At 56.4% G+C, this 19,348-nt stretch carries 21 protein-coding genes; 17 read left to right on the top strand and 4 right to left on the bottom strand.

Annotated elements, in window-relative coordinates:
* Positions 1–69: 69 nt before the first annotated feature.
* From PGR29_RS07510 to glnB, 4 genes are all read left to right on the top strand, one after another.
* Positions 70–1,506, top strand: coding sequence for a sensor histidine kinase (locus PGR29_RS07510; RefSeq protein WP_087858444.1), 1,437 nt, complete (start codon positions 70–72; stop codon positions 1,504–1,506).
* 17 nt (positions 1,507–1,523) lie between these two features.
* A complete protein-coding gene (qseG, locus tag PGR29_RS07505) occupies positions 1,524–2,216 on the top strand; it encodes a two-component system QseEF-associated lipoprotein QseG (RefSeq protein WP_162750221.1) in 693 nt (230 codons plus the stop codon).
* Complete coding sequence (gene glrR, locus PGR29_RS07500; protein WP_045377589.1) at positions 2,203–3,540, top strand: two-component system response regulator GlrR; 1,338 nt, start codon at positions 2,203–2,205, stop codon at positions 3,538–3,540. Before qseG ends, glrR begins: the two co-directional genes overlap by 14 nt.
* Before the next feature lie 65 nt (positions 3,541–3,605).
* The gene (gene glnB, locus PGR29_RS07495) at positions 3,606–3,944 is read left to right on the top strand and encodes a nitrogen regulatory protein P-II (RefSeq protein WP_002914032.1); all 339 of its coding nucleotides are present in this window, start codon (positions 3,606–3,608) and stop codon (positions 3,942–3,944) included.
* A 73-nt stretch (positions 3,945–4,017) separates the two neighbouring features.
* Here the strand turns inward: glnB and hmpA are convergent, their stop codons facing one another.
* Positions 4,018–5,208 carry an NO-inducible flavohemoprotein gene (gene hmpA / locus PGR29_RS07490; RefSeq protein ID WP_117025999.1) on the bottom strand — a complete coding sequence of 397 codons (1,191 nt, stop codon included), beginning with the start codon at positions 5,206–5,208 and terminating at the stop codon, positions 4,018–4,020.
* Positions 5,209–5,532: 324 nt separating this feature from the next.
* Between hmpA and glyA the strand changes: the two genes are divergently transcribed.
* The gene (glyA, locus tag PGR29_RS07485) at positions 5,533–6,786 is read left to right on the top strand and encodes a serine hydroxymethyltransferase (protein WP_015370305.1); all 1,254 of its coding nucleotides are present in this window, start codon (positions 5,533–5,535) and stop codon (positions 6,784–6,786) included.
* 56 nt (positions 6,787–6,842) lie between these two features.
* Here the strand turns inward: glyA and PGR29_RS07480 are convergent, their stop codons facing one another.
* Positions 6,843–7,265, bottom strand: coding sequence for a DoxX family protein (locus PGR29_RS07480; protein ID WP_015370306.1), 423 nt, complete (start codon positions 7,263–7,265; stop codon positions 6,843–6,845).
* A gap of 299 nt (positions 7,266–7,564) precedes the next feature.
* Between PGR29_RS07480 and PGR29_RS07475 the strand changes: the two genes are divergently transcribed.
* On the top strand, positions 7,565–8,701 hold the full coding sequence (locus tag PGR29_RS07475; RefSeq protein ID WP_213317556.1) for a 3-phenylpropionate MFS transporter: 1,137 nt from the start codon (positions 7,565–7,567) through the stop codon (positions 8,699–8,701).
* Here the strand turns inward: PGR29_RS07475 and csiE are convergent.
* Positions 8,698–9,975 carry a stationary phase inducible protein CsiE gene (gene csiE / locus PGR29_RS07470; RefSeq protein WP_087858396.1) on the bottom strand — a complete coding sequence of 426 codons (1,278 nt, stop codon included), beginning with the start codon at positions 9,973–9,975 and terminating at the stop codon, positions 8,698–8,700. The genes PGR29_RS07475 and csiE overlap by 4 nt on opposite strands.
* A gap of 124 nt (positions 9,976–10,099) precedes the next feature.
* Between csiE and PGR29_RS07465 the strand changes: the two genes are divergently transcribed.
* Positions 10,100–10,738: a DUF1007 family protein gene (locus PGR29_RS07465; protein WP_213794774.1), complete on the top strand. Its 639-nt coding sequence runs from the start codon at positions 10,100–10,102 to the stop codon at positions 10,736–10,738.
* Complete coding sequence (locus tag PGR29_RS07460; protein ID WP_316424323.1) at positions 10,729–11,709, top strand: nickel/cobalt transporter; 981 nt, start codon at positions 10,729–10,731, stop codon at positions 11,707–11,709. The genes PGR29_RS07465 and PGR29_RS07460 overlap by 10 nt, the downstream gene beginning before the upstream one ends.
* A 48-nt stretch (positions 11,710–11,757) precedes the next feature.
* Here PGR29_RS07460 and suhB read toward each other — a convergent pair whose 3' ends face one another.
* On the bottom strand, positions 11,758–12,561 hold the full coding sequence (suhB, locus tag PGR29_RS07455; RefSeq protein WP_015370312.1) for an inositol-1-monophosphatase: 804 nt from the start codon (positions 12,559–12,561) through the stop codon (positions 11,758–11,760).
* Between the two features lie 120 nt (positions 12,562–12,681).
* On the opposite strand from suhB, the gene trmJ reads away from it, so the two are divergent.
* The 9 genes from trmJ (at position 12,682) to iscX (ending at position 19,280) form a co-directional block, all read left to right on the top strand.
* Entirely contained in the window at positions 12,682–13,416 is a 735-nt protein-coding gene (gene trmJ / locus PGR29_RS07450; protein ID WP_045377574.1) for a tRNA (cytosine(32)/uridine(32)-2'-O)-methyltransferase TrmJ, read from the top strand.
* A 229-nt stretch (positions 13,417–13,645) separates the two neighbouring features.
* Positions 13,646–14,137, top strand: coding sequence for a Fe-S cluster assembly transcriptional regulator IscR (gene iscR / locus PGR29_RS07445; RefSeq protein ID WP_015370314.1), 492 nt, complete (start codon positions 13,646–13,648; stop codon positions 14,135–14,137).
* A 177-nt stretch (positions 14,138–14,314) separates the two neighbouring features.
* Positions 14,315–15,529, top strand: a complete 1,215-nt coding sequence (iscS, locus tag PGR29_RS07440) for a cysteine desulfurase (RefSeq protein ID WP_015703173.1) — start codon at positions 14,315–14,317, stop codon at positions 15,527–15,529.
* 26 nt (positions 15,530–15,555) lie between these two features.
* The gene (iscU, locus tag PGR29_RS07435) at positions 15,556–15,942 is read left to right on the top strand and encodes a Fe-S cluster assembly scaffold IscU (RefSeq protein ID WP_004866383.1); all 387 of its coding nucleotides are present in this window, start codon (positions 15,556–15,558) and stop codon (positions 15,940–15,942) included.
* A 19-nt stretch (positions 15,943–15,961) separates the two neighbouring features.
* Positions 15,962–16,285, top strand: coding sequence for an iron-sulfur cluster assembly protein IscA (iscA, locus tag PGR29_RS07430; RefSeq protein ID WP_012540868.1), 324 nt, complete (start codon positions 15,962–15,964; stop codon positions 16,283–16,285).
* A gap of 74 nt (positions 16,286–16,359) precedes the next feature.
* Positions 16,360–16,875, top strand: a complete 516-nt coding sequence (gene hscB / locus PGR29_RS07425; protein ID WP_047053904.1) for a co-chaperone HscB — start codon at positions 16,360–16,362, stop codon at positions 16,873–16,875.
* Positions 16,876–16,890: 15 nt separating this feature from the next.
* A complete protein-coding gene (gene hscA, locus PGR29_RS07420) occupies positions 16,891–18,741 on the top strand; it encodes a Fe-S protein assembly chaperone HscA (RefSeq protein WP_316424322.1) in 1,851 nt (616 codons plus the stop codon).
* 1 nt (position 18,742) lies between these two features.
* A complete protein-coding gene (gene fdx, locus PGR29_RS07415; RefSeq protein ID WP_012540871.1) occupies positions 18,743–19,078 on the top strand; it encodes an ISC system 2Fe-2S type ferredoxin in 336 nt (111 codons plus the stop codon).
* Position 19,079: 1 nt separating this feature from the next.
* Positions 19,080–19,280, top strand: coding sequence for a Fe-S cluster assembly protein IscX (gene iscX / locus PGR29_RS07410; RefSeq protein ID WP_002913954.1), 201 nt, complete (start codon positions 19,080–19,082; stop codon positions 19,278–19,280).
* Positions 19,281–19,348 lie beyond the last annotated feature (68 nt).

The raw sequence follows: 19,348 nt of genomic DNA, 5'->3' as shown, positions 1-19,348 counted from the left end.
GTTTCTGCCGTGGATGTTTCCGCCATCCTCAGTTAGCATCTTCAGGAGCTAATGGTTGAGGCTATATCTTTGAAGCGATTCTCTCTTTTCCCCCGTTCCTTGCGCCAACTGGTGACGCTTTCCTTTGTGCTGATCATGCTGCCGCTGCTGGTGCTGGCATGGCAGGCCTGGCAAAGCCTGAACGCGCTCAGCGCCCAGGCCGCGCATATTAACCGTACCACCTTGACGGATGCGCGGCGTAGCGAAGCGATGGTCAACGCCTCGCTGGAAATGGAGCGTAGCTATCTCCAGTATTGCGTGCTGGACGATCCTACCCTTGAGCGGGTCTATCAAAATCAACGTAAGCGTTATAGCGAAATGCTTGAGGCGCTCTCCGGCGTGTTGCCGGATGCTGACATCTGGCAGACCCTGCGGCAGAACCTTGCCGACCTGGCCCAACTACGTTGCCATAATAGCGCGCCGGATGCCAAAGCCGCGGCGAGCCTCGAAGCCTTTGCCGATGCTAACAGTGAAATGGTGCAAGCGACCCGCACGGTGATTTTCTCCCGCGGCCAGCAGCTACAGCAGGAGATTGCCGAGCGCGGGCAGTTCTTCGGCTGGCAGGCGCTGGTTCTGTTTCTGCTGAGCCTGACGCTGGTCTTGCTGTTTACCCGCATGATCATCGGCCCGGTGAAGGGCATTGAGAAGATGATCAATCGCCTGGGCGAGGGGAAATCGCTGGATGATGCGGCGCTGTTCACCGGCCCGCGCGAACTGCGGTCGGTTGGTAAACGGATTATCTGGTTGAGTGAACGTCTGGCGTGGCTGGAGTCCCAACGCCACCAATTTCTTCGTCATTTGTCACATGAACTGAAAACGCCGCTCGCCAGCATGCGTGAAGGAACGGAACTGCTGGCGGACCGGGTCGCGGGGCCGCTGACGACGGAACAGCAAGAAATCGTTGAGATCCTCGATAACAGCAGCCGCAATCTGCAAAAGCTGATCGAACAGCTGCTCGACTATAATCGCAAACTGGCCGATGGCCCGGTCGAGCGGCAGAAAGTGGATATTGCCGAACTGGCGCAGACCGTCGTTTCCGCGCATAGTTTACCGGCAAGAGCCAAGATGATGTCTACCGAGCTTGCGCTGGGTGAACGCTTCTGCCTGGCGGAGCCGACGTTGCTGACCAGCGTGCTTGATAATCTGTACTCCAATGCGGTGCACTATGGCGCTGAATCCGGTAACATTCGGATTCATAGTTACCGCCACGGCGAGCAGGTTCGTATCGATGTCGCCAATAGCGGCGAGCCGATCCCCGCCGCCGAAAGAAATATGATTTTCGAGCCTTTTTATCAGGGAAGCCACCTGCGTAAAGGGGCAGTAAAAGGCAGCGGTCTGGGGTTAAGTATCGCCCGCGACTGCGTACGGCAAATGCAGGGAGAGCTGAGCCTGGTCGATGATAATCCCGGGTTCATCTGTTTTCGCATCTCGCTCCCCGCCGCTGAGCCGGGAAAAACCAACACATGAATCAACATTGGGTGAATATGTCCCACTTTTTCGCATTGCGCCGTCCATTACGGGGATGGCTGCTGTCGGGCCTATGCTGCCTGACGCTGGCGGGTTGTTCCGCCGCTATGTCGCCGCGCGCCGCTGACGGCAATGCGCCGCCCGAGCTGCCGGAACATCAGGTGGCGGATTTTCTCTCCGTAGATTGCGCCAATATCTGGTCGCTGGAAAACGATGCCAGTGATAAAAACCCGCTGTACTGGCTGCGCGGCATTGACTGCGCGGATCGCCTGGCGCCGGTACAGGCCCGCGCCGAAGCCAAATTGCATAACGATGATAACTGGCAGGATGCGTTGAAACGCGGCATTCTGCTGGCCGACGCCAAAATTACCCCCGACGAGCGTCGCGAAATGGTTGCCCGCATCGACAGCTTTAGCCCGCAAATCGCCGCCCAGGTTCGTCCGCTGTACCGGCTGTGGCGCGACGGCCAAGCCCGCCAATTGCAGTTATTTGAGGAGCGATCCCGCTACGGCAAACTCCAGCAATCAAGCGATGCTGAACTGGAAACCTTGCGTCAGCAGGAGCAACAGCTACGTAGCCAACTGGAGCTGACCACCCGCAAGCTGGAAAACCTTACCGATATTGAACGCCAGCTCTCCAGCCGTAAGCCCGGCGGCAATTTTAATAGCGGTAGCGATAAGGTACCGGAGGTGATCCATGACGATCCGTAAACCCGCCCACCTGCTGCTGGTGGACGACGATCCGGGGCTGTTAAAGCTGCTAGGGATGCGTCTGGTCAGCGAAGGTTACAGCGTGGTCACGGCGGAAAGCGGGCCCGAGGCGCTACGCGTGCTGACGCGCGAGCGGGTGGACCTGGTGGTGAGCGATTTACGCATGGATGAAATGGACGGCCTGCAGCTGTTTGCTGAAATCCAAAAGGCGCAGCCCGGCATGCCGGTCATCATCCTGACTGCCCACGGCTCCATTCCTGACGCCGTTGCCGCTACCCAACAAGGGGTGTTTAGTTTTCTGACTAAACCGGTCGATAAAGACGCGCTGTATAAAGCGATTGATGATGCTCTCGAGCAGAGCTCGCCGGCCACCGACGAGCGCTGGCGACAGGCGATCGTCACCCGTAGCCCACAGATGCTGCGGCTGCTGGAGCAGGCCGGTATGGTGGCGCAGTCGGACGTTAGCGTGCTGATTATCGGCCAGAGCGGTACCGGGAAAGAGATTGTCGCCCAGGCGATCCACAACGCCAGCCCGCGCCACGAAAAACCGTTTATTGCGATTAACTGCGGCGCGTTGCCGGAGCAATTGCTGGAGTCCGAACTGTTCGGCCACGCGCGCGGCGCCTTTACCGGCGCGGTCAGCAACCGCGAAGGGCTTTTTCAGGCCGCCGAGGGCGGTACGCTGTTCCTTGATGAAATCGGCGATATGCCCGTCGCGCTGCAGGTGAAGCTACTGCGCGTCCTACAGGAGCGTAAGGTGCGCCCGCTGGGCAGCAACCGCGATATCGATATCGACGTGCGCATTATCTCGGCGACCCACCGCGATCTGCCGAAGGCGATGGCGCGCGGTGAGTTCCGTGAAGATCTGTTCTATCGGCTCAATGTGGTTAACCTGAAGATCCCGCCGCTTTCCGAGCGCGCGGAGGATATCCCGCTACTGGCCAATCATCTATTGCGCCAGTCCGCCGACCGTCACAAACCCTTCGTGCGCGCCTTCTCCACCGATGCGATGAAGCGGCTGATGGCCGCCAAATGGCCGGGCAACGTGCGCCAGCTGGTTAACGTGATTGAACAGTGCGTGGCGCTGACCTCATCGCCGGTGATCAGCGATGCGCTGGTGGAGCAGGCGCTGGAGGGTGAGAATACCGCGCTACCGACCTTCGTCGAGGCGCGTAATCAGTTTGAGCTCAACTACCTGCGTAAGCTTTTGCAGATAACCAAAGGCAACGTGACGCATGCCGCGCGGATGGCCGGGCGCAACCGCACCGAGTTTTACAAACTGCTGTCGCGCCACGAGCTCGACGCCAACGACTTTAAAGAGTAGCCCCGCGGCATAGCGCAAGCTATGATACGGTAAGCAACCGGTTACGCGACAAAGACAGGAAAACCATGAAAAAGATTGATGCGATTATTAAACCGTTCAAATTGGATGACGTGCGTGAAGCGCTGGCGGAAGTCGGTATCACCGGTATGACGGTGACGGAAGTCAAAGGGTTTGGTCGTCAGAAAGGGCATACCGAGCTGTACCGCGGCGCGGAATATATGGTGGATTTTCTGCCGAAGGTGAAAATTGAAATCGTGGTGACGGACGATATCGTCGATACCTGCGTCGATACCATCATTCGTACCGCCCAGACCGGTAAAATCGGCGACGGTAAAATCTTTGTCTTCGACGTGGCGCGGGTGATTCGTATCCGTACCGGTGAAGAAGACGACGCGGCGATTTAATCCTCGCCGCTCGCTGCAGTATTGCCGGGTGGCGCTGCGCTTACCCGGCCTACAAATCCCCGCGTCGTTGGGCTTACAGAACCTTATGCGGGCCGAAACATTCGTAATGAATGTTGTCTTTATTGACCCCTAATTCTACCAGCTGCTTCGCCGCAAACTGCATAAACGCTACCGGGCCGCAGAGATAGAATTGCATCTGCGGGTCGCGAATATTTTCCGCCAGCGGCGCTAAATCCATCAAACCTTCGCTATCAAAACGTCCTGCCTGACGGTCGGCCTCGTTCGGGCTGCGGTACCAGACGTGAGAGGTAAACTTCGGCAACGCCGCGCCAAGCGCCTTCACTTCGTCCGCAAAGGCGTGAACGTCACCGTTTTCTGCCGCGTGGAACCAGTTCACCTGGCCCTGATGATGGCTTTTCGCCAGCGTATCCAGCATCGCCAGCATTGGCGTTTGGCCGACGCCGCCGGAGAGCAGGGTCACCGGCGTCTGCGCTTCCACGTTGAGGAAGAAGTCGCCTGCCGGCGCGGCTAAGTAGACTACGTCGCCTTCGCTGGCGTGGTTATGCAGCCAGTTGGACACCTGGCCGCCATTCTCGCGTTTCACCGCGATGCGATAGCCTTTACCGTCCGCTCTGCGGGTCAGAGAGTATTGACGAATTTCCTGATATTCGAAGGCTTCCGGCTTCAACCAGATAGCCAGATACTGTCCTGGCTGGTAATCGGCGACCGGCTGGCCGTCGACAGGCTCCAGTTCAAAGCTGGTAATAAGCTGGCTGCGCGGGGTCTTCTTAACAATGCGGAACGCGCGGGTACCTTCCCAGCCGCCATTTTTACTGGCGTTATCCTGATAGATCTCCGCTTCGCGGTTGATGAAGACGTTCGCCAGCACCCCGTAAGCTTTGCCCCAGGCGTCGAGTACTTCCTGGCCTGGGCTAAACATTTCGTCGAGGGTCGCCAGCAGATGGCTGCCGACAATATTGTACTGCTCCGGTTTAATCTGGAAGCTGGTATGTTTCTGGGCGATTTTTTCGACCGCCGGCAGCAGGGCCGGCAGGTTGTCGATATTACTGGCGTAGGCGGCGATAGCGTTGAACAGCGCTTCGCGCTGATCGCCGTTGCGCTGGTTACTCATATTGAAGATCTCCTTAAGCTCCGGATTATGAGTAAACATACGGTCATAAAAATGCGCGGTTAGCTTTGGGCCGGTCTCTACAAGCAGGGGAATAGTGGCTTTGACCGTGGCGATGGTTTGAGCGTCGAGCATAGCAGCTTCCTTAAATGTTATCCTATTGATGCATTTCAAATGCATCTTATATAAATAACCCTGCTATGTAAATGGTTCTTTATCACTTTGCCGCAAAGCAGTTACAACATGAAGAATTTGCATCACAAACCTGAAAAGAAATCCGTTGATAATGTTTGATGCGTTATTGCTCAAAGCCTTGTGTGCTGTGGAGCCAATCGTTTGCGTAAAATCCTTTGTCAAGACCTGTTATCACAGAATGATTCGGTTATACTGTGGGCCGTTGTCCATCAGGACCGCCTTTTTAGGCCAAAATTTTATCGTTAGCTGAGTCAGGAGATGCGGATGTTAAAGCGTGAAATGAACATTGCCGATTATGATGCCGAACTGTGGCAGGCTATGGAGCAGGAAAAAGTACGTCAGGAAGAGCACATCGAACTGATCGCCTCCGAGAACTACACCAGTCCGCGCGTGATGCAGGCTCAGGGTTCCCAGCTGACTAACAAATATGCCGAAGGTTATCCGGGCAAGCGCTACTACGGTGGCTGCGAGTACGTGGATATCGTTGAGCAACTGGCTATCGACCGCGCGAAAGAACTGTTCGGCGCCGACTACGCTAACGTGCAGCCGCACTCCGGCTCGCAGGCTAACTTTGCCGTCTACACCGCACTGCTGCAGCCAGGCGATACCGTGCTGGGTATGAACCTGGCGCAAGGCGGCCACCTGACCCACGGCTCTCCGGTTAACTTCTCCGGTAAACTGTACAACATCATTCCTTATGGTATCGATGAGTCCGGTAAAATTGACTACGAAGACATGGCGAAGCAGGCCCAGGAGCACAAACCGAAGATGATCATCGGTGGCTTCTCCGCTTACTCCGGTATCGTTGACTGGGCGAAAATGCGTGAAATCGCTGACAGCATCGGCGCTTATCTGTTCGTCGATATGGCGCACGTAGCGGGCCTGATTGCCGCCGGCGTTTATCCGAACCCGGTTCCGCACGCCCACGTTGTTACTACTACCACCCACAAAACCCTGGCGGGTCCGCGCGGCGGCCTGATCCTGGCGAAAGGCGGTAGCGAAGAGCTATACAAGAAACTGAACTCCGCCGTGTTCCCAAGCGCGCAGGGCGGCCCGCTGATGCACGTAATTGCCGCGAAAGCGGTGGCGCTGAAAGAAGCGATGGAGCCAGAGTTCAAAGTTTATCAGCAGCAGGTTGCCAAAAACGCCAAAGCGATGGTGGAAGTGTTCCTGAACCGCGGTTACAAAGTGGTTTCCGGCGGTACTGAAAACCACCTGTTCCTGCTGGATCTGGTAGATAAAAACCTGACCGGTAAAGAAGCTGACGCCGCCCTGGGCCGCGCCAACATCACCGTTAACAAAAACAGCGTACCGAACGATCCGAAGAGCCCGTTCGTGACTTCCGGTATCCGTATCGGTTCTCCGGCTGTGACTCGCCGCGGCTTTAAAGAAGCGGAAGTGAAAGAGCTGGCTGGCTGGATGTGCGACGTTCTCGACAATATCAACGACGAAGCTGTTATTGAGCGCGTCAAAGGTAAAGTGCTGGATATCTGCGCCCGTTTCCCGGTTTACGCGTAATCTTGCCGCGTTAAGATAAAAAAGGCCGCGATTGCGGCCTTTTTTGTGTCTGCTGGTTATCGACGATCCAGCGAAATCGAACCCGGTCCGGTTATCGCCAGCAGCAGGAAGGCCCCGGCGATACTGACGTTCTTATAGAAGTTAATCATATTCGGCAATACCGCATCGCCGGTCATATCCCAGTAATGATGGCCGATAACCGCGGTACCCAGGGTGTAAAAAATAAAGATCACCGCCAGCGGGCGGGTGAAGAAACCTAAAATAATCAGTATAGCGGCGGGTACCTCCATGATGACCGCGATGATCGCCGCCAGCGTCGGCATCGGCGCGCCGGAAGAAGCCATATATTGTACCGTTCCGCTAAACCCCATCAGTTTCGGATAGCCAAAAATAATGAACAGCAGCACGATCGCAATACGTGCGATTAACAGCAGGACAGGGCGGGAAGAGCCAAAGTCAAAATAGCGTAGCGTGTTCATAATCAGTCCTTTATCACAGGCGTGTGATCTAAACGTAATACACATTTTTACTCCCCGCCACGCTGGGAAAATAATATTGTTACACCTCGTTGAGCGGCGATTAAGTCGATACGCGGGAAACACTCTGATGCCCGGTTATCGGATTTTTTTTCATACTGCCCACCATATTGCACACTCATCGCGTGACAATGCTCACGATTTTAAGAGAAATGTACTTAACGACCATGAAGATAGTGAGACATGGGTTTGCTCAGTATGCGCTTTATCGCCAGACTAGAGCTTCCATTCGGGAGGGAATCATGGTCTTGCACTCCACGCGCTGGCTGGCGCTAAGTTACTTCACCTACTTTTTTAGCTACGGTATTTTTCTACCATTCTGGAGCGTCTGGCTGGCAGGCGTAGGCCTGACGCCGGAAACCATTGGCGTGTTGCTCGGCGCCGGGCTGGTGGCGCGTTTTCTGGGCAGTCTGTTGATTGCGCCGCGGGTCAGCGATCCTTCTCGTTTGATTAGCGCCTTGCGAATCCTCGCGTTGCTGACGCTGCTATTTGCTCTCGCCTTCTGGGTCGGCGGCCAGGTAGCCTGGCTGATGGTGGTCATCGTCGGATTCAACCTCTTTTTCTCGCCGCTGGTGCCGCTAACCGATGCGTTAGCCAACACCTGGCAAAAACAAATCACCATGGATTACGGCCGGGTGCGGTTGTGGGGATCGATTGCTTTCGTCATTGGTTCTGCGCTGACCGGTAAACTGGTGAGTTTGTTTGATTATCGGGCGATCCTGCTGTTGTTAAGCCTGGGCACGGCCTCGATGCTGTTGGGCATGTTGCTGAAACCTTCAGTGATGCCGCAAGGGGAGAGCCGACATCAGGAGGCGGCCGGACTATCGGCGTGGCTTAGCCTGGTGCGGCAAAGCTGGCGTTTTCTTGCCTGCGTCTGTCTGTTGCAGGGGGCGCACGCCGCCTACTACGGCTTCAGCGCGCTATACTGGCAGCAGGCCGGTTATTCAGCTTCCGCCGTCGGCTATTTATGGTCGCTTGGCGTCGTCGCCGAAGTGGTGATTTTCGCCTTGAGTAAAAAAGTCTTCCGTCGCTTTAGCGCCCGCGACCTGCTGCTGCTCTCGGCGGTGTGTGGGGTGGCGCGCTGGACGATTATGGGCTGGACGACCGCGCTGCCATGGCTACTGGTCGCGCAGATCCTTCACTGTGGTACGTTTACCGTCTGCCATCTGGCGGCCATGCGCTATATCGCCGCGCGGCAGGGAAGTGAGGTTATCCGCCTGCAGGCCGTTTACTCGGCGGTGGCGATGGGCGGCAGCATCGCGGTGATGACGGTGTTTGCTGGTTTCCTCTACCAGCACCTGCATCAGGGCGTCTTCTGGGTGATGGCGCTGGTGGCGCTACCGGCGCTGGTCGTGCGACCGAAGGCGGTGAGCGCCTAATCCTCAAGCATTTTGCAAATCTGCTGCCGCTGGTGATCGCTAAAATTCTCTTCAGCATGAAACAGCGGCGGCGAAAACAGCGGTAGCGCGGTGGTGTAAGGCGTGACCACCAAGGTCACATCCTTCGGCGCGCCTTGTTGCTGAAACTGGGTCACGCTTAAGTACTTAATATTCAGCGGCAGCAGCGTCAATTCCCGCAATTGCATTTCCAGCGCCTGTTCCAGTTCGCTATTTTCCCGCGTCAGCAGCACCACCTGCTTTTCATGCAGGTCGGCTTTTTGCATCAACCACGCGCCGAAAATAACCGCGATTAAGCTGACCTCTTCCTGATTAAATTGAATATGATAGGCCGCTTCGAAATCGCGTAATGCCTCCTGGGTGGTACGCATCAGGCGCGGATACAGGCGTCCGATCTCCTCCGGTAAAGCGTTATCAATACCGATGGCGAATACGCTGCGGTTCAACGCTTGCGAAAGATGAATATAGAGTTGGTCGCTCAACCCTTGTTCATCGCTGAATGGCCGTCCCGCCAGATCCTGGAAACGATGGATCAAGCGGGAGATCGCCAGATGCAGGCGTCTGTCCTGTTGATGGCCGTCGTGAATGGGATCCGGTGTTTTCAGTAACATAAACAGCAGGGTCAGAAAATGTTGTTCGCCGGCGTGGGGCGTGGCGCTGACCCGGCGCTGCCAGTGGCGAACGATTTCGGCGGCGAGGTTAAATTCCGCCGCGGCCTGCGCCCAGTTGCGCTGCTCACGGGTGAAATCCGGCGACTGGCCCAGATGATGTTGTAGCAGGCAGTACTGAAGATACAGGCGCAGGAACTGACCGTCCCGGCAGTCGAACTGCCGATTAAGCGTGCGCGCGCAGCGATTCACCAGCGCCTGAAGATTGGTATCATCATATAAGGTTCGCGCGATACCCTGCTGTTTAAGCTGCGTTTTTAACGCCGGGGTAAAATGGTGGTGAACGAAGTGCGGGCACAGGCGCAGCCCACGCCGGAGAGCGTGCAGCAGGCACAGGCGTTGATCGAGCGCGGCGCCTTCAATCCGATAGCTGCCGTCCATCTGCGACGCGAGAGTCAGTCGATGATAACGCTGAATTTCGCGCCCCGTCTCCGCGATATCCTGTTGGGCCGTCGCCTCATCCACCTGGTTGAGCCTGACCAGCTGTTGCGGCGTGACGGATTGTCCCGGAAGATAGAACATCAGGAGCACCTGGCTACGGCGCTGTGGACTGGAAAGCGCAGATGGTGGTTCAATCACTGTCATCATCTGGTAAGTTCCAGTTAGGGTTTCAGCTAAGAATAGCCAAAGGATGCAGGGTGAGCAGGGCGGACCGCGGCCTTTAGATCAGGATTGCTGGCGAAGTTCACAGAATTTTTCACGCGAGGAACAGATGAAGAGAGTGAAACACTGCGTCGGTGCGGCATTTTTCATGGTTTTATCATTGTCAGCCGTTGCGCATCCGCACAGCTTCATTAATTTGCAGAGTGAAGCCGTGGTGAAAGACGGTCTGTTGACCGGCTTTAACATGCGCTGGACGATGGACGAAATAACCTCAGCGGATCTGCTCTATGATGCCGGCAATGCAAAGCCGGGCAGCGAAGTATGGAAAAAACTCGCGGCGGAGGTCATGGCCAACGTACTCGGCCAGCACTACTTCAGCGAACTGTGGCATAACGGCCAGCGGGTTAAGTTTGCTAACCGTCCGGATGGCTACGGCCTTGCACGGAGCGGGCTGCAGGCGGTACTCACCTTCACCTTGCCGTTGGCGACGCCGGAACCTGTTGCCGGACAAACCTTTACGTTATCCACCTTCGATCCGACCTACTACGTCGATATGTTTTATGAGCAGGATAGCGATTTTTCACTGCCTGCCGCGCTGCGGGCCTCCTGCAAGGCCACGGTAATGACGCCGAAACCCAACGACAAAATGTTGTCTTATGCGCAGTCGCTCGATAAAGAGGACGCGCCGCCGGAAGACATGGAACTGGGTAACTACTTCGCCCAGAAGGTGACCTTGAAATGTCAGTAGTTTTTACGCCGCGAGCGCGGGCGCCGCGCTGGAAATCACTCTGGCCGCTGGCGCTGTTTCTGACGCTGAGCGTCGTGGGCGGTATCTGGTTGTGGCTCGCCTGGCCGCAGGTACTGTTGCAAAGCGCGGTCTGGCAGCGTTCACTGAATCTTGAGCTCAGCCAACTGCTGCAGGCGGTGGCGGATAATCCGTCAGCGGCGGGGCTGTCGCTGCTCGGGTTCAGCTTTGTCTACGGCGTACTGCACGCGCTTGGCCCCGGCCACGGAAAAATCGTGATTACCACCTGGCTTGCCACCCATCCCTCAAAGCTGAAATCGAGTATTGCGCTGACGCTGGCGGCATCGCTGTTGCAGGGAATGGTGGCGATAGTACTCGTGGTGGTGGTATTGACGCTGCTGCAGCTTCCGGCGCGTCAACTGCATCTCAGCAGCTTCTGGCTGGAGAAGGGCAGTTATCTGCTGGTCGGCGCATTGGGGCTTTTACTGTGCTGGCGGGCATTGAAAAAACTGCGAGTCTTGCTGCGGCGGCCAACGTTTACCGCTTTTACCCCGCATCACGTCCATGATGAACATTGCGGCTGCGGCCATCAGCACCTTCCGGCGCCGGATCAACTACAGAGTGGCGACGACTGGCGCGCCAGGCTGGCGATTGTGCTGTCGATGGGCATGCGTCCCTGCTCGGGAGCGATTATGGTGCTGCTGTTCAGCAAGGTGATCGGCTTCTTTGGCTGGGGCATGGCTGCCGCGCTGGTGATGGCAGCGGGAACGTCGCTGACCATAAGCGGGCTGGCGCTATTGGTGCATGGATTCCGCCAGTTGGCTATCCGCCTGAGTCGCCATCAGGCGCCGGCGATGTGGAAACAGGTTGGCTGGGCGACGCTGGCGCTGGCCGGCGGCGTGGCGCTGTTGACGGCGGCTGTCGTGATGTGGAGTAGCGCGATCCCGCCGGGCGGCGGCTTGCGGCCGTTTTAGGGGATAAAAAAAGGAAGCCGCAGCTTCCTTTTTACATTCAGTGAGAAATTAACGCTTCAGCGCTTCGCTCAGCTGCTCGCGCATGTTCGCCAGCATCGCCTTCACGACGCGCGGGTTACCGGCTACGATGTTGCCGGTCAGCATATAGTTATGACCACCGGTGAAGTCGCAAACGATGGCGCCTGCTTCACGAGCGATCAATTCGCCTGCGGCGAAATCCCACGGTTTGAGGGCGATTTCAAAGTAACCGTCAACGCGGCCAGCGGCAACGTAGGCCAGATCCAGCGCGGCGGAACCGGTGCGACGGAAGTCAGCGCATTCGGTGAACATGTTGCCGAGGATGTTCATGTAAGCGGTAGCGTGCTGCTTCGCTTTGAACGGGAAACCGGTGGCGATGATGGTACCGTCGAGATCGCGAGCGTTGCTGCCGCGCAGACGGTAACCGTTCAGCTGCGCGCCCTGACCGCGGGTGGCGGTGAACAGTTCATTACGCATTGGATCGTAAACCACCGCGACTTCAGTACGGCCTTTAATGCGTACGGCGATGGAAACAGAGAAGTGTGGCAGACGTTTAACGAAGTTGGTGGTGCCATCCAGTGGATCGATAACCCATTGAATATCCTGATCTTCACCAGCGTGCTCGCCGCTTTCTTCGGTGATGATGGTGTGCTGTGGGTAAGACTTGCGAATGGTTTCGATAATAATCGCTTCTGCGGCTTTATCGACGTTAGTCACAAAGTCATTGCTGCCTTTCTGGCTGGTTTCTACGGAATCTGGCGTTTCGTAGTGCTTGGCAATTAAATTACCCGCCTTGCGCGCTGCGCGCACGGCAATGTTCAGCATCGGATGCATCGGTATCTCTCACTGGATGTTAAAGAACGGGAAAAAACGGCGCATATAGTAACAGCGAATTCTGCTTATGTCTCCGTTTTATGTTAGCATGCACGAATAATCTTTAGCCGAAGAACCATAATGCTGCAAAATATTCGAATCGTACTGGTAGAAACCTCACACACCGGCAATATGGGCTCCGTTGCCCGCGCGATGAAAACCATGGGCTTAACTAACCTGTGGCTGGTCAACCCGCTGGTGAAACCTGATTCCCAGGCCATCGCGCTGGCCGCTGGCGCCAGCGATGTGATTGGCAACGCGCAGATCGTCGATACCCTTGATGAAGCGCTGGCGGGCTGTAGCCTGGTGGTTGGCACCAGCGCGCGCTCCCGCACGCTGCCGTGGCCGATGCTGGATCCGCGCGAATGCGGTCTGAAAAGCGTCGCCGAAGGTCAGCATGCGCCGGTCGCGCTGGTCTTTGGTCGCGAGCGCGTTGGCCTGACTAACGACGAACTGCAGAAGTGCCACTATCACGTGGCGATCGCCGCCAACCCCGAGTACAGCTCGCTGAACCTGGCGATGGCGGTGCAGGTTATCGCCTATGAAGTGCGGATGGCCTGGCTGGCGACTCAGGAGCAGGCGCAGCCGGCGATTGAACATGAAGAAACGCCGTATCCGCTGGTCGATGATTTAGAACGTTTTTACGGCCACCTTGAGCAGACTCTGCTGGCGACCGGTTTTATCCGCCCGAATCATCCGGGGCAGGTGATGAACAAGCTGCGTCGTCTGTTCACCCGCGCGCGTCCGGAAAGCCAGGAGCTGAACATCCTGCGCGGGATGCTGGCGTCTATTGAGCAGCAGAATAAAGGTAAGTAAGCGCGTTAACGCCGGATGGCGCTTTGCTTATCCGGCCTACGAATCCACATCGCTGTTGTAGCCCCGGAGCGGCTCGAAATCAATAACGGCACGGAAAGCCAAATACCTGACTAAAACAGTCAAGTAAATAGTTGACCAATTTACTCGGGAATGTCAGACTTGGCCCTGCTATGCAATACCCATATTAATAAAAAGCCCGGGCAGGGGCGAGTTTGAGGTTAAGTAAGACATGAGACTGACATCTAAAGGGCGTTATGCCGTGACCGCAATGCTTGACGTTGCGCTCAACTCTGAAACGGGCCCGGTTCCGTTGGCAGATATTTCAGAGCGTCAGGGAATTTCGCTTTCCTATCTGGAACAGCTGTTCTCTCGCCTGCGTAAAAATGGTCTGGTATCCAGCGTTCGTGGGCCAGGCGGCGGTTACCTGTTAGGTAAAGAAGCTGGCAGCATCGCCGTAGGCGAAGTGATCAGCGCCGTAGACGAATCCGTTGACGCCACCCGTTGTCAGGGTAAAGGCGGCTGCCAGGGTGGCGATAAGTGTCTGACCCACGCGTTGTGGCGCGATCTGAGCGAACGTTTGACCGGTTTCCTCAACAACATCACCCTGGGCGAACTGGTGAATAACCAGGAAATCCTCGATGTTTCTGGTCGTCAGCACAATCATGAATCTCAGCGTACTACGCGTTCTCAGGACGCCATTGACGTAAAACTGCGCGCCTAGCACGAGGCTTAGTTTCAGCTTGCGGCTTACGGGCTGCAAGGTGAAACGGCAGGGTAGATAGCAATAATAAAGATTTTCAGAATCAGGCCGGGATGTTGAGACATCTCGTGTACTCGGTCGTACATCAAGCCGGTTGCCTGGTTCCTTGCATTGAGTGATGTACGGAGTTTAAGAGCAATGAAATTACCGATTTACCTCGATTACTCCGCAACAACGCCGGTGGACCCGCGTGTTGCCGAGAAAATGATGCAGTTCCTGACCCTGGACGGGACCTTTGGTAACCCGGCCTCACGTTCTCACCGTTTCGGTTGGCAGGCTGAAGAGGCGGTAGATATCGCCCGTAATCAGATTGCCGAACTGGTCGGCGCCGATCCGCGCGAAATCGTCTTTACCTCCGGCGCAACGGAATCCGATAACCTGGCGATTAAAGGTGCAGCCAACTTTTATCAGAAAAAAGGCAAGCACATCATCACCAGCAAAACCGAGCATAAAGCGGTACTGGATACCTGCCGTCAGCTTGAGCGCGAAGGTTTTGAAGTGACCTACCTTGCTCCGCAGAGCAACGGTATTATCGATCTGAAAGAACTGGAAGCGGCGATGCGTGACGACACCATCCTGGTTTCCATTATGCACGTGAACAACGAAATCGGCGTGGTGCAGGATATCGCTACCATCGGCGAGATGTGCCGCGCCCGCGGTATCATTTACCACGTTGACGCCACCCAGAGCGTGGGCAAGCTGCCTATCGATCTGAGCCAGCTGAAAGTTGACCTGATGTCCTTCTCCGGTCACAAAATTTACGGCCCGAAAGGTATCGGCGCGCTGTACGTACGCCGTAAGCCGCGTATCCGCATCGAAGCGCAGATGCACGGCGGCGGCCACGAGCGCGGCATGCGTTCAGGCACCCTGCCTGTCCACCAGATCGTCGGTATGGGCGAAGCTTACCGTATCGCCAAAGAAGAGATGGAAAGCGAAATGGCGCGCCTGCGCGGCCTGCGTGACCGTCTGTGGAACGGCGTGAAAGATATGGAAGAAGTTTATCTGAATGGCGACCTCGAGCAGGGCGCGCCGAACATTCTCAACGTCAGCTTCAACTATGTTGAAGGCGAGTCGCTGATTATGGCGCTGAAAGACCTGGCGGTTTCCTCCGGTTCAGCCTGTACTTCCGCGAGCCTTGAGCCATCCTACGTGCTGCGCGCGTTAGGCATGACTGATGAACTGGCGCACAGTTCTATTCGTTTCTCTTTAGGTCGTTTTACTACCGAAGAAGAGATTGACTACACCATCAAACTGGTTCGTAACTCCATCGGCCGTCTGCGCGATCTTTCTCCGCTGTGGGAAATGTTCAAGCAGGGCGTGGATCTGAACAGCATTGAATGGTCACATCACTAATTCGGCACCGATAAGGAGAATTCATCATGGCATACAGCGAAAAAGTCATCGATCATTACGAAAACCCGCGCAACGTCGGCTCTTTCGACAACAGCGACGACAGCGTCGGTAGCGGTATGGTTGGCGCACCGGCGTGCGGCGACGTCATGAAGTTGCAGATTAAAGTCAACAATGAAGGTATCATTGAAGACGCGCGCTTCAAGACCTACGGCTGCGGTTCCGCTATCGCTTCCAGCTCCCTGGTCACCGAGTGGGTGAAAGGTAAATCGCTGGACGAAGCGCAGGCTATCAAGAACACCGATATCGCCGATGAACTGGAACTGCCGCCGGTGAAAATTCACTGCTCTATCCTGGCGGAAGACGCGATTAAAGCCGCGATTGCGGATTACAAAAGCAAACGTGAAGCAAAATAATTAAGAGTTGAGGTTTGTTATGTCGATTACCTTAAGCGACAGTGCAGCAGCGCGAGTCAATTCCTTCCTGGCGAACCGCGGTAAAGGCTTTGGCCTGCGTCTGGGGGTAAGAACCTCCGGCTGTTCAGGTATGGCTTATGTACTGGAATTTGTTGACGAGCCGGCGGCAGAAGACACCGTGTTTGAAGACAAAGGCGTGAAAGTCGTGATCGACGGTAAGAGCCTGCAATTCCTCGACGGCACTCAACTGGACTTCGTCAAAGAAGGCCTTAACGAAGGGTTTAAATTTACCAACCCGAACGTGAAAGATGAGTGCGGTTGCGGCGAAAGCTTTAACGTATAATCGGTAATCCCCAACCCCACCGCGGTCACGCCGCGCGTGGGGTTTTAGTTTAGATGCATGACCCTGAGGTTACTATGGACTATTTCACCCTCTTCGGGTTACCAGCCAGCTATACCCTCTCGCTTGAACAACTGGCTGTCCGGTATCAGGATCTGCAGCGCCAGTACCATCCGGATAAATTTGCCAGCGCGCCCGCTGCGGAACAGCTGGCTGCGGTTCAGCACTCCGCCACCATTAACCAGGCCTGGCAGACTCTGCGTCATCCGCTGACCCGTGCGGAATATCTCCTTTCGCTGCACGGTTTTGACCTCGCCAGCGAGCAGCACACCGTCCGCGACACCGCGTTCCTGATGGAACAGCTGGAACTGCGCGAAGAGCTCGATGAAATCGGCCAGGCGAAAGACGAAGCGCGGCTGGAAACCTTTATCAAACGGGTAAAAGCGCTGTTTGATACCCGCCATCAACTGATGGTTGAACAATTGCAAAACGAGACCTGGGATGCGGCGGCTGATACTGTACGCAAGCTCCGTTTTCTCGATAAACTGCGCAGCAGTGCTGAAGAACTCGAAGAAAAACTGCTCGACTTTTAATTTTCGGAAGCAATTATGGCCCTATTACAAATTAGTGAGCCTGGTCTGAGCGCCGCGCCGCATCAGCGTCGATTGGCGGCAGGTATCGACCTTGGCACCACCAATTCTCTGGTTGCTACCGTGCGTAGCGGCCAGGCCGAAACTCTGCCCGACCATCAAGGCCGCTACCTGCTGCCGTCGGTCGTGAACTACCACGCCTCTGGACTGACCGTCGGCTATGAAGCCCGGCTCAATGCCGCTCAGGATCCGGTGAACACCATCAGCTCGGTGAAGCGAATGATGGGGCGTTCCCTCGCCGATATTCAAACCCGCTATCCGCACTTGCCGTACCAGCTGCAGGCCAGTGAAAATGGACTGCCGATGATCCAGACCGCCGGCGGCCTGCTGAACCCAGTGCGGGTCTCCGCCGATATCCTGAAAGCGCTGGCCGCCCGGGCGACCGAAGCGCTGGCGGGCGATCTCGACGGCGTGGTCATTACCGTTCCGGCCTATTTCGATGACGCTCAGCGTCAGGGAACCAAAGACGCGGCGCGTCTGGCGGGCCTGCACGTGCTGCGTTTGCTCAATGAGCCGACCGCGGCGGCTATCGCCTACGGCCTCGATTCCGGCCAGGAAGGGGTGATTGCGGTTTACGATCTCGGCGGCGGTACCTTTGATATCTCCATTCTGCGCTTAAGCCGCGGGGTGTTTGAAGTGCTGGCGACCGGCGGTGATTCCGCTCTCGGCGGCGATGATTTCGACCATCTGCTGGCCGACTATCTGCGCGAGCAGGCGGGCCTCAGCGACCGTAGCGATAACCGCCTGCAGCGTGAGCTGCTGGATGCCGCCATTGCGGCGAAAATCGCCTTAAGCGACGCCAACGTGGCGCACGTCGAAGTCGGCGGCTGGCAGGGCGATATCACCCGTAGCCAGTTTAACGATCTGATTGCCCCACTGGTAAAACGTACCCTGATGGCCTGCCGTCGCGCGCTGAAAGACGCCGGCGTTGAAGCGCAAGAGGTGCTGGAAGTGGTGATGGTCGGCGGTTCCACCCGCGTGCCGTTGGTGCGTGAGCGCGTTGGCGAATTCTTTGGCCGTACCCCGCTGACCTCTATCGACCCGGACAAAGTCGTCGCCATCGGCGCGGCGATTCAGGCGGATATTCTGGTCGGCAACAAACCGGACAGCGAACTGCTGCTGCTTGATGTTATCCCGCTGTCGCTTGGGCTGGAAACCATGGGCGGCCTGGTAGAGAAAGTGATCCCGCGTAATACCACCATTCCGGTGGCCCGCGCGCAGGAGTTTACCACTTTCAAAGATGGCCAAACGGCGATGTCCATTCACGTGATGCAGGGCGAGCGTGAGCTGGTGCAGGATTGCCGCTCGCTGGCGCGTTTCGCGCTGCGCGGTATCCCGGCGCTGCCGGCGGGCGGGGCGCATATTCGCGTCACCTTCCAGGTTGATGCCGACGGTCTGCTGAGCGTTACAGCGATGGAAAAATCGACCGGCGTGGAAGCCTCAATCCAGGTGAAACCGTCTTACGGCCTGACCGATGGCGAAATCGCCAACATGATTAAAGATTCGATGAGCTACGCCGAACAGGATATCCAGGCGCGTATGCTGGCTGAACAGAAAGTCGAAGCCGCTCGCGTACTGGAGAGCCTGGAAAGCGCGCTGGCCGCCGACGCCGCGCTGTTAAGCGCCGCAGAGCGTCAGGTTATCGATGCCGCCGCGGAGCAAGTTCGCGCCGCCGCGGCAGGCGAAGATGCCGACGCGATTAAAGAAGCCATTAAAAATATCGACACACAAACCCAGGAATTCGCCGCACGCCGCATGGACCAGTCGGTCCGCGCTGCGCTGAAAGGCCAATCCGTGGACGAGGTTTAAAATGCCAAAAATTGTTTTTCTGCCCCACCAGGACCTGTGTCCGGATGGCGTAGTTGTGGAAGCTGAGAGCGGTGAAACCATTCTGGATGCGGCGCTGCGTAGCGGTATCGAGATTGAACACGCCTGTGAGAAATCCTGTGCCTGCACCACCTGCCACTGCATCGTGCGTGAAGGTTTTGACTCGCTGGCGGAAAGTAGCGAAGATGAAGACGACATGCTGGATAAAGCCTGGGGGCTGGAACCTGACAGCCGTCTGAGCTGCCAGGCGCGCGTCACCGACGAAGATCTGGTCGTTGAGATCCCGCGTTACACCATCAACCACGCACGCGAGCACTAATATGGCACTGAAATGGACCGACAGCCGCGAAATCGGCGAAGCCTTGTATGACGCTTACCCGGATCTCGACCCGAAAACCGTTCGCTTCACCGATATGCATCAGTGGATTTGCGACCTGGAAGAGTTCGATGACGACCCAAACGCATCCAATGAAAAAATTCTGGAGGCGATTCTGCTAGTCTGGTTAGACGAAGCCGAATAATTTTCGCCTCAAGCGGAAAAATTTTAACGGGCTGCCATAGGGTGGCCCGTTTGCTAATAAGGATAAAG

This window comes from Klebsiella sp. 141203 (assembly GCF_032601985.1).
GTDB lineage: Bacteria > Pseudomonadota > Gammaproteobacteria > Enterobacterales > Enterobacteriaceae > Klebsiella > Klebsiella aerogenes.
This window is presented reverse-complemented; position numbering and strand designations above follow the sequence as displayed.

Excerpts from the sequence above, each read along its gene's own strand:
- iscS (WP_015703173.1), top strand. The coding sequence starts at position 14,315 with ATGAAATTACCGATTTACCTCGATTACTCCGCAACAACGCCGGTGGAC.
- hscB (WP_047053904.1), top strand. The coding sequence starts at position 16,360 with ATGGACTATTTCACCCTCTTCGGGTTACCAGCCAGCTATACCCTCTCG.
- trmJ (WP_045377574.1), top strand. The coding sequence starts at position 12,682 with ATGCTGCAAAATATTCGAATCGTACTGGTAGAAACCTCACACACCGGC.
- hmpA (WP_117025999.1), bottom strand. The coding sequence starts at position 5,208 with ATGCTCGACGCTCAAACCATCGCCACGGTCAAAGCCACTATTCCCCTG.
- iscX (WP_002913954.1), top strand. The coding sequence starts at position 19,080 with ATGGCACTGAAATGGACCGACAGCCGCGAAATCGGCGAAGCCTTGTAT.
- iscU (WP_004866383.1), top strand. The coding sequence starts at position 15,556 with ATGGCATACAGCGAAAAAGTCATCGATCATTACGAAAACCCGCGCAAC.
- fdx (WP_012540871.1), top strand. The coding sequence starts at position 18,743 with ATGCCAAAAATTGTTTTTCTGCCCCACCAGGACCTGTGTCCGGATGGC.
- PGR29_RS07465 (WP_213794774.1), top strand. The coding sequence starts at position 10,100 with ATGAAGAGAGTGAAACACTGCGTCGGTGCGGCATTTTTCATGGTTTTA.
- glnB (WP_002914032.1), top strand. The coding sequence starts at position 3,606 with ATGAAAAAGATTGATGCGATTATTAAACCGTTCAAATTGGATGACGTG.
- glyA (WP_015370305.1), top strand. The coding sequence starts at position 5,533 with ATGTTAAAGCGTGAAATGAACATTGCCGATTATGATGCCGAACTGTGG.
- hscA (WP_316424322.1), top strand. The coding sequence starts at position 16,891 with ATGGCCCTATTACAAATTAGTGAGCCTGGTCTGAGCGCCGCGCCGCAT.
- iscR (WP_015370314.1), top strand. The coding sequence starts at position 13,646 with ATGAGACTGACATCTAAAGGGCGTTATGCCGTGACCGCAATGCTTGAC.
- csiE (WP_087858396.1), bottom strand. The coding sequence starts at position 9,975 with ATGATGACAGTGATTGAACCACCATCTGCGCTTTCCAGTCCACAGCGC.
- PGR29_RS07480 (WP_015370306.1), bottom strand. The coding sequence starts at position 7,265 with ATGAACACGCTACGCTATTTTGACTTTGGCTCTTCCCGCCCTGTCCTG.
- iscA (WP_012540868.1), top strand. The coding sequence starts at position 15,962 with ATGTCGATTACCTTAAGCGACAGTGCAGCAGCGCGAGTCAATTCCTTC.
- PGR29_RS07460 (WP_316424323.1), top strand. The coding sequence starts at position 10,729 with ATGTCAGTAGTTTTTACGCCGCGAGCGCGGGCGCCGCGCTGGAAATCA.
- suhB (WP_015370312.1), bottom strand. The coding sequence starts at position 12,561 with ATGCATCCGATGCTGAACATTGCCGTGCGCGCAGCGCGCAAGGCGGGT.
- PGR29_RS07475 (WP_213317556.1), top strand. The coding sequence starts at position 7,565 with ATGGTCTTGCACTCCACGCGCTGGCTGGCGCTAAGTTACTTCACCTAC.
- qseG (WP_162750221.1), top strand. The coding sequence starts at position 1,524 with ATGTCCCACTTTTTCGCATTGCGCCGTCCATTACGGGGATGGCTGCTG.
- glrR (WP_045377589.1), top strand. The coding sequence starts at position 2,203 with ATGACGATCCGTAAACCCGCCCACCTGCTGCTGGTGGACGACGATCCG.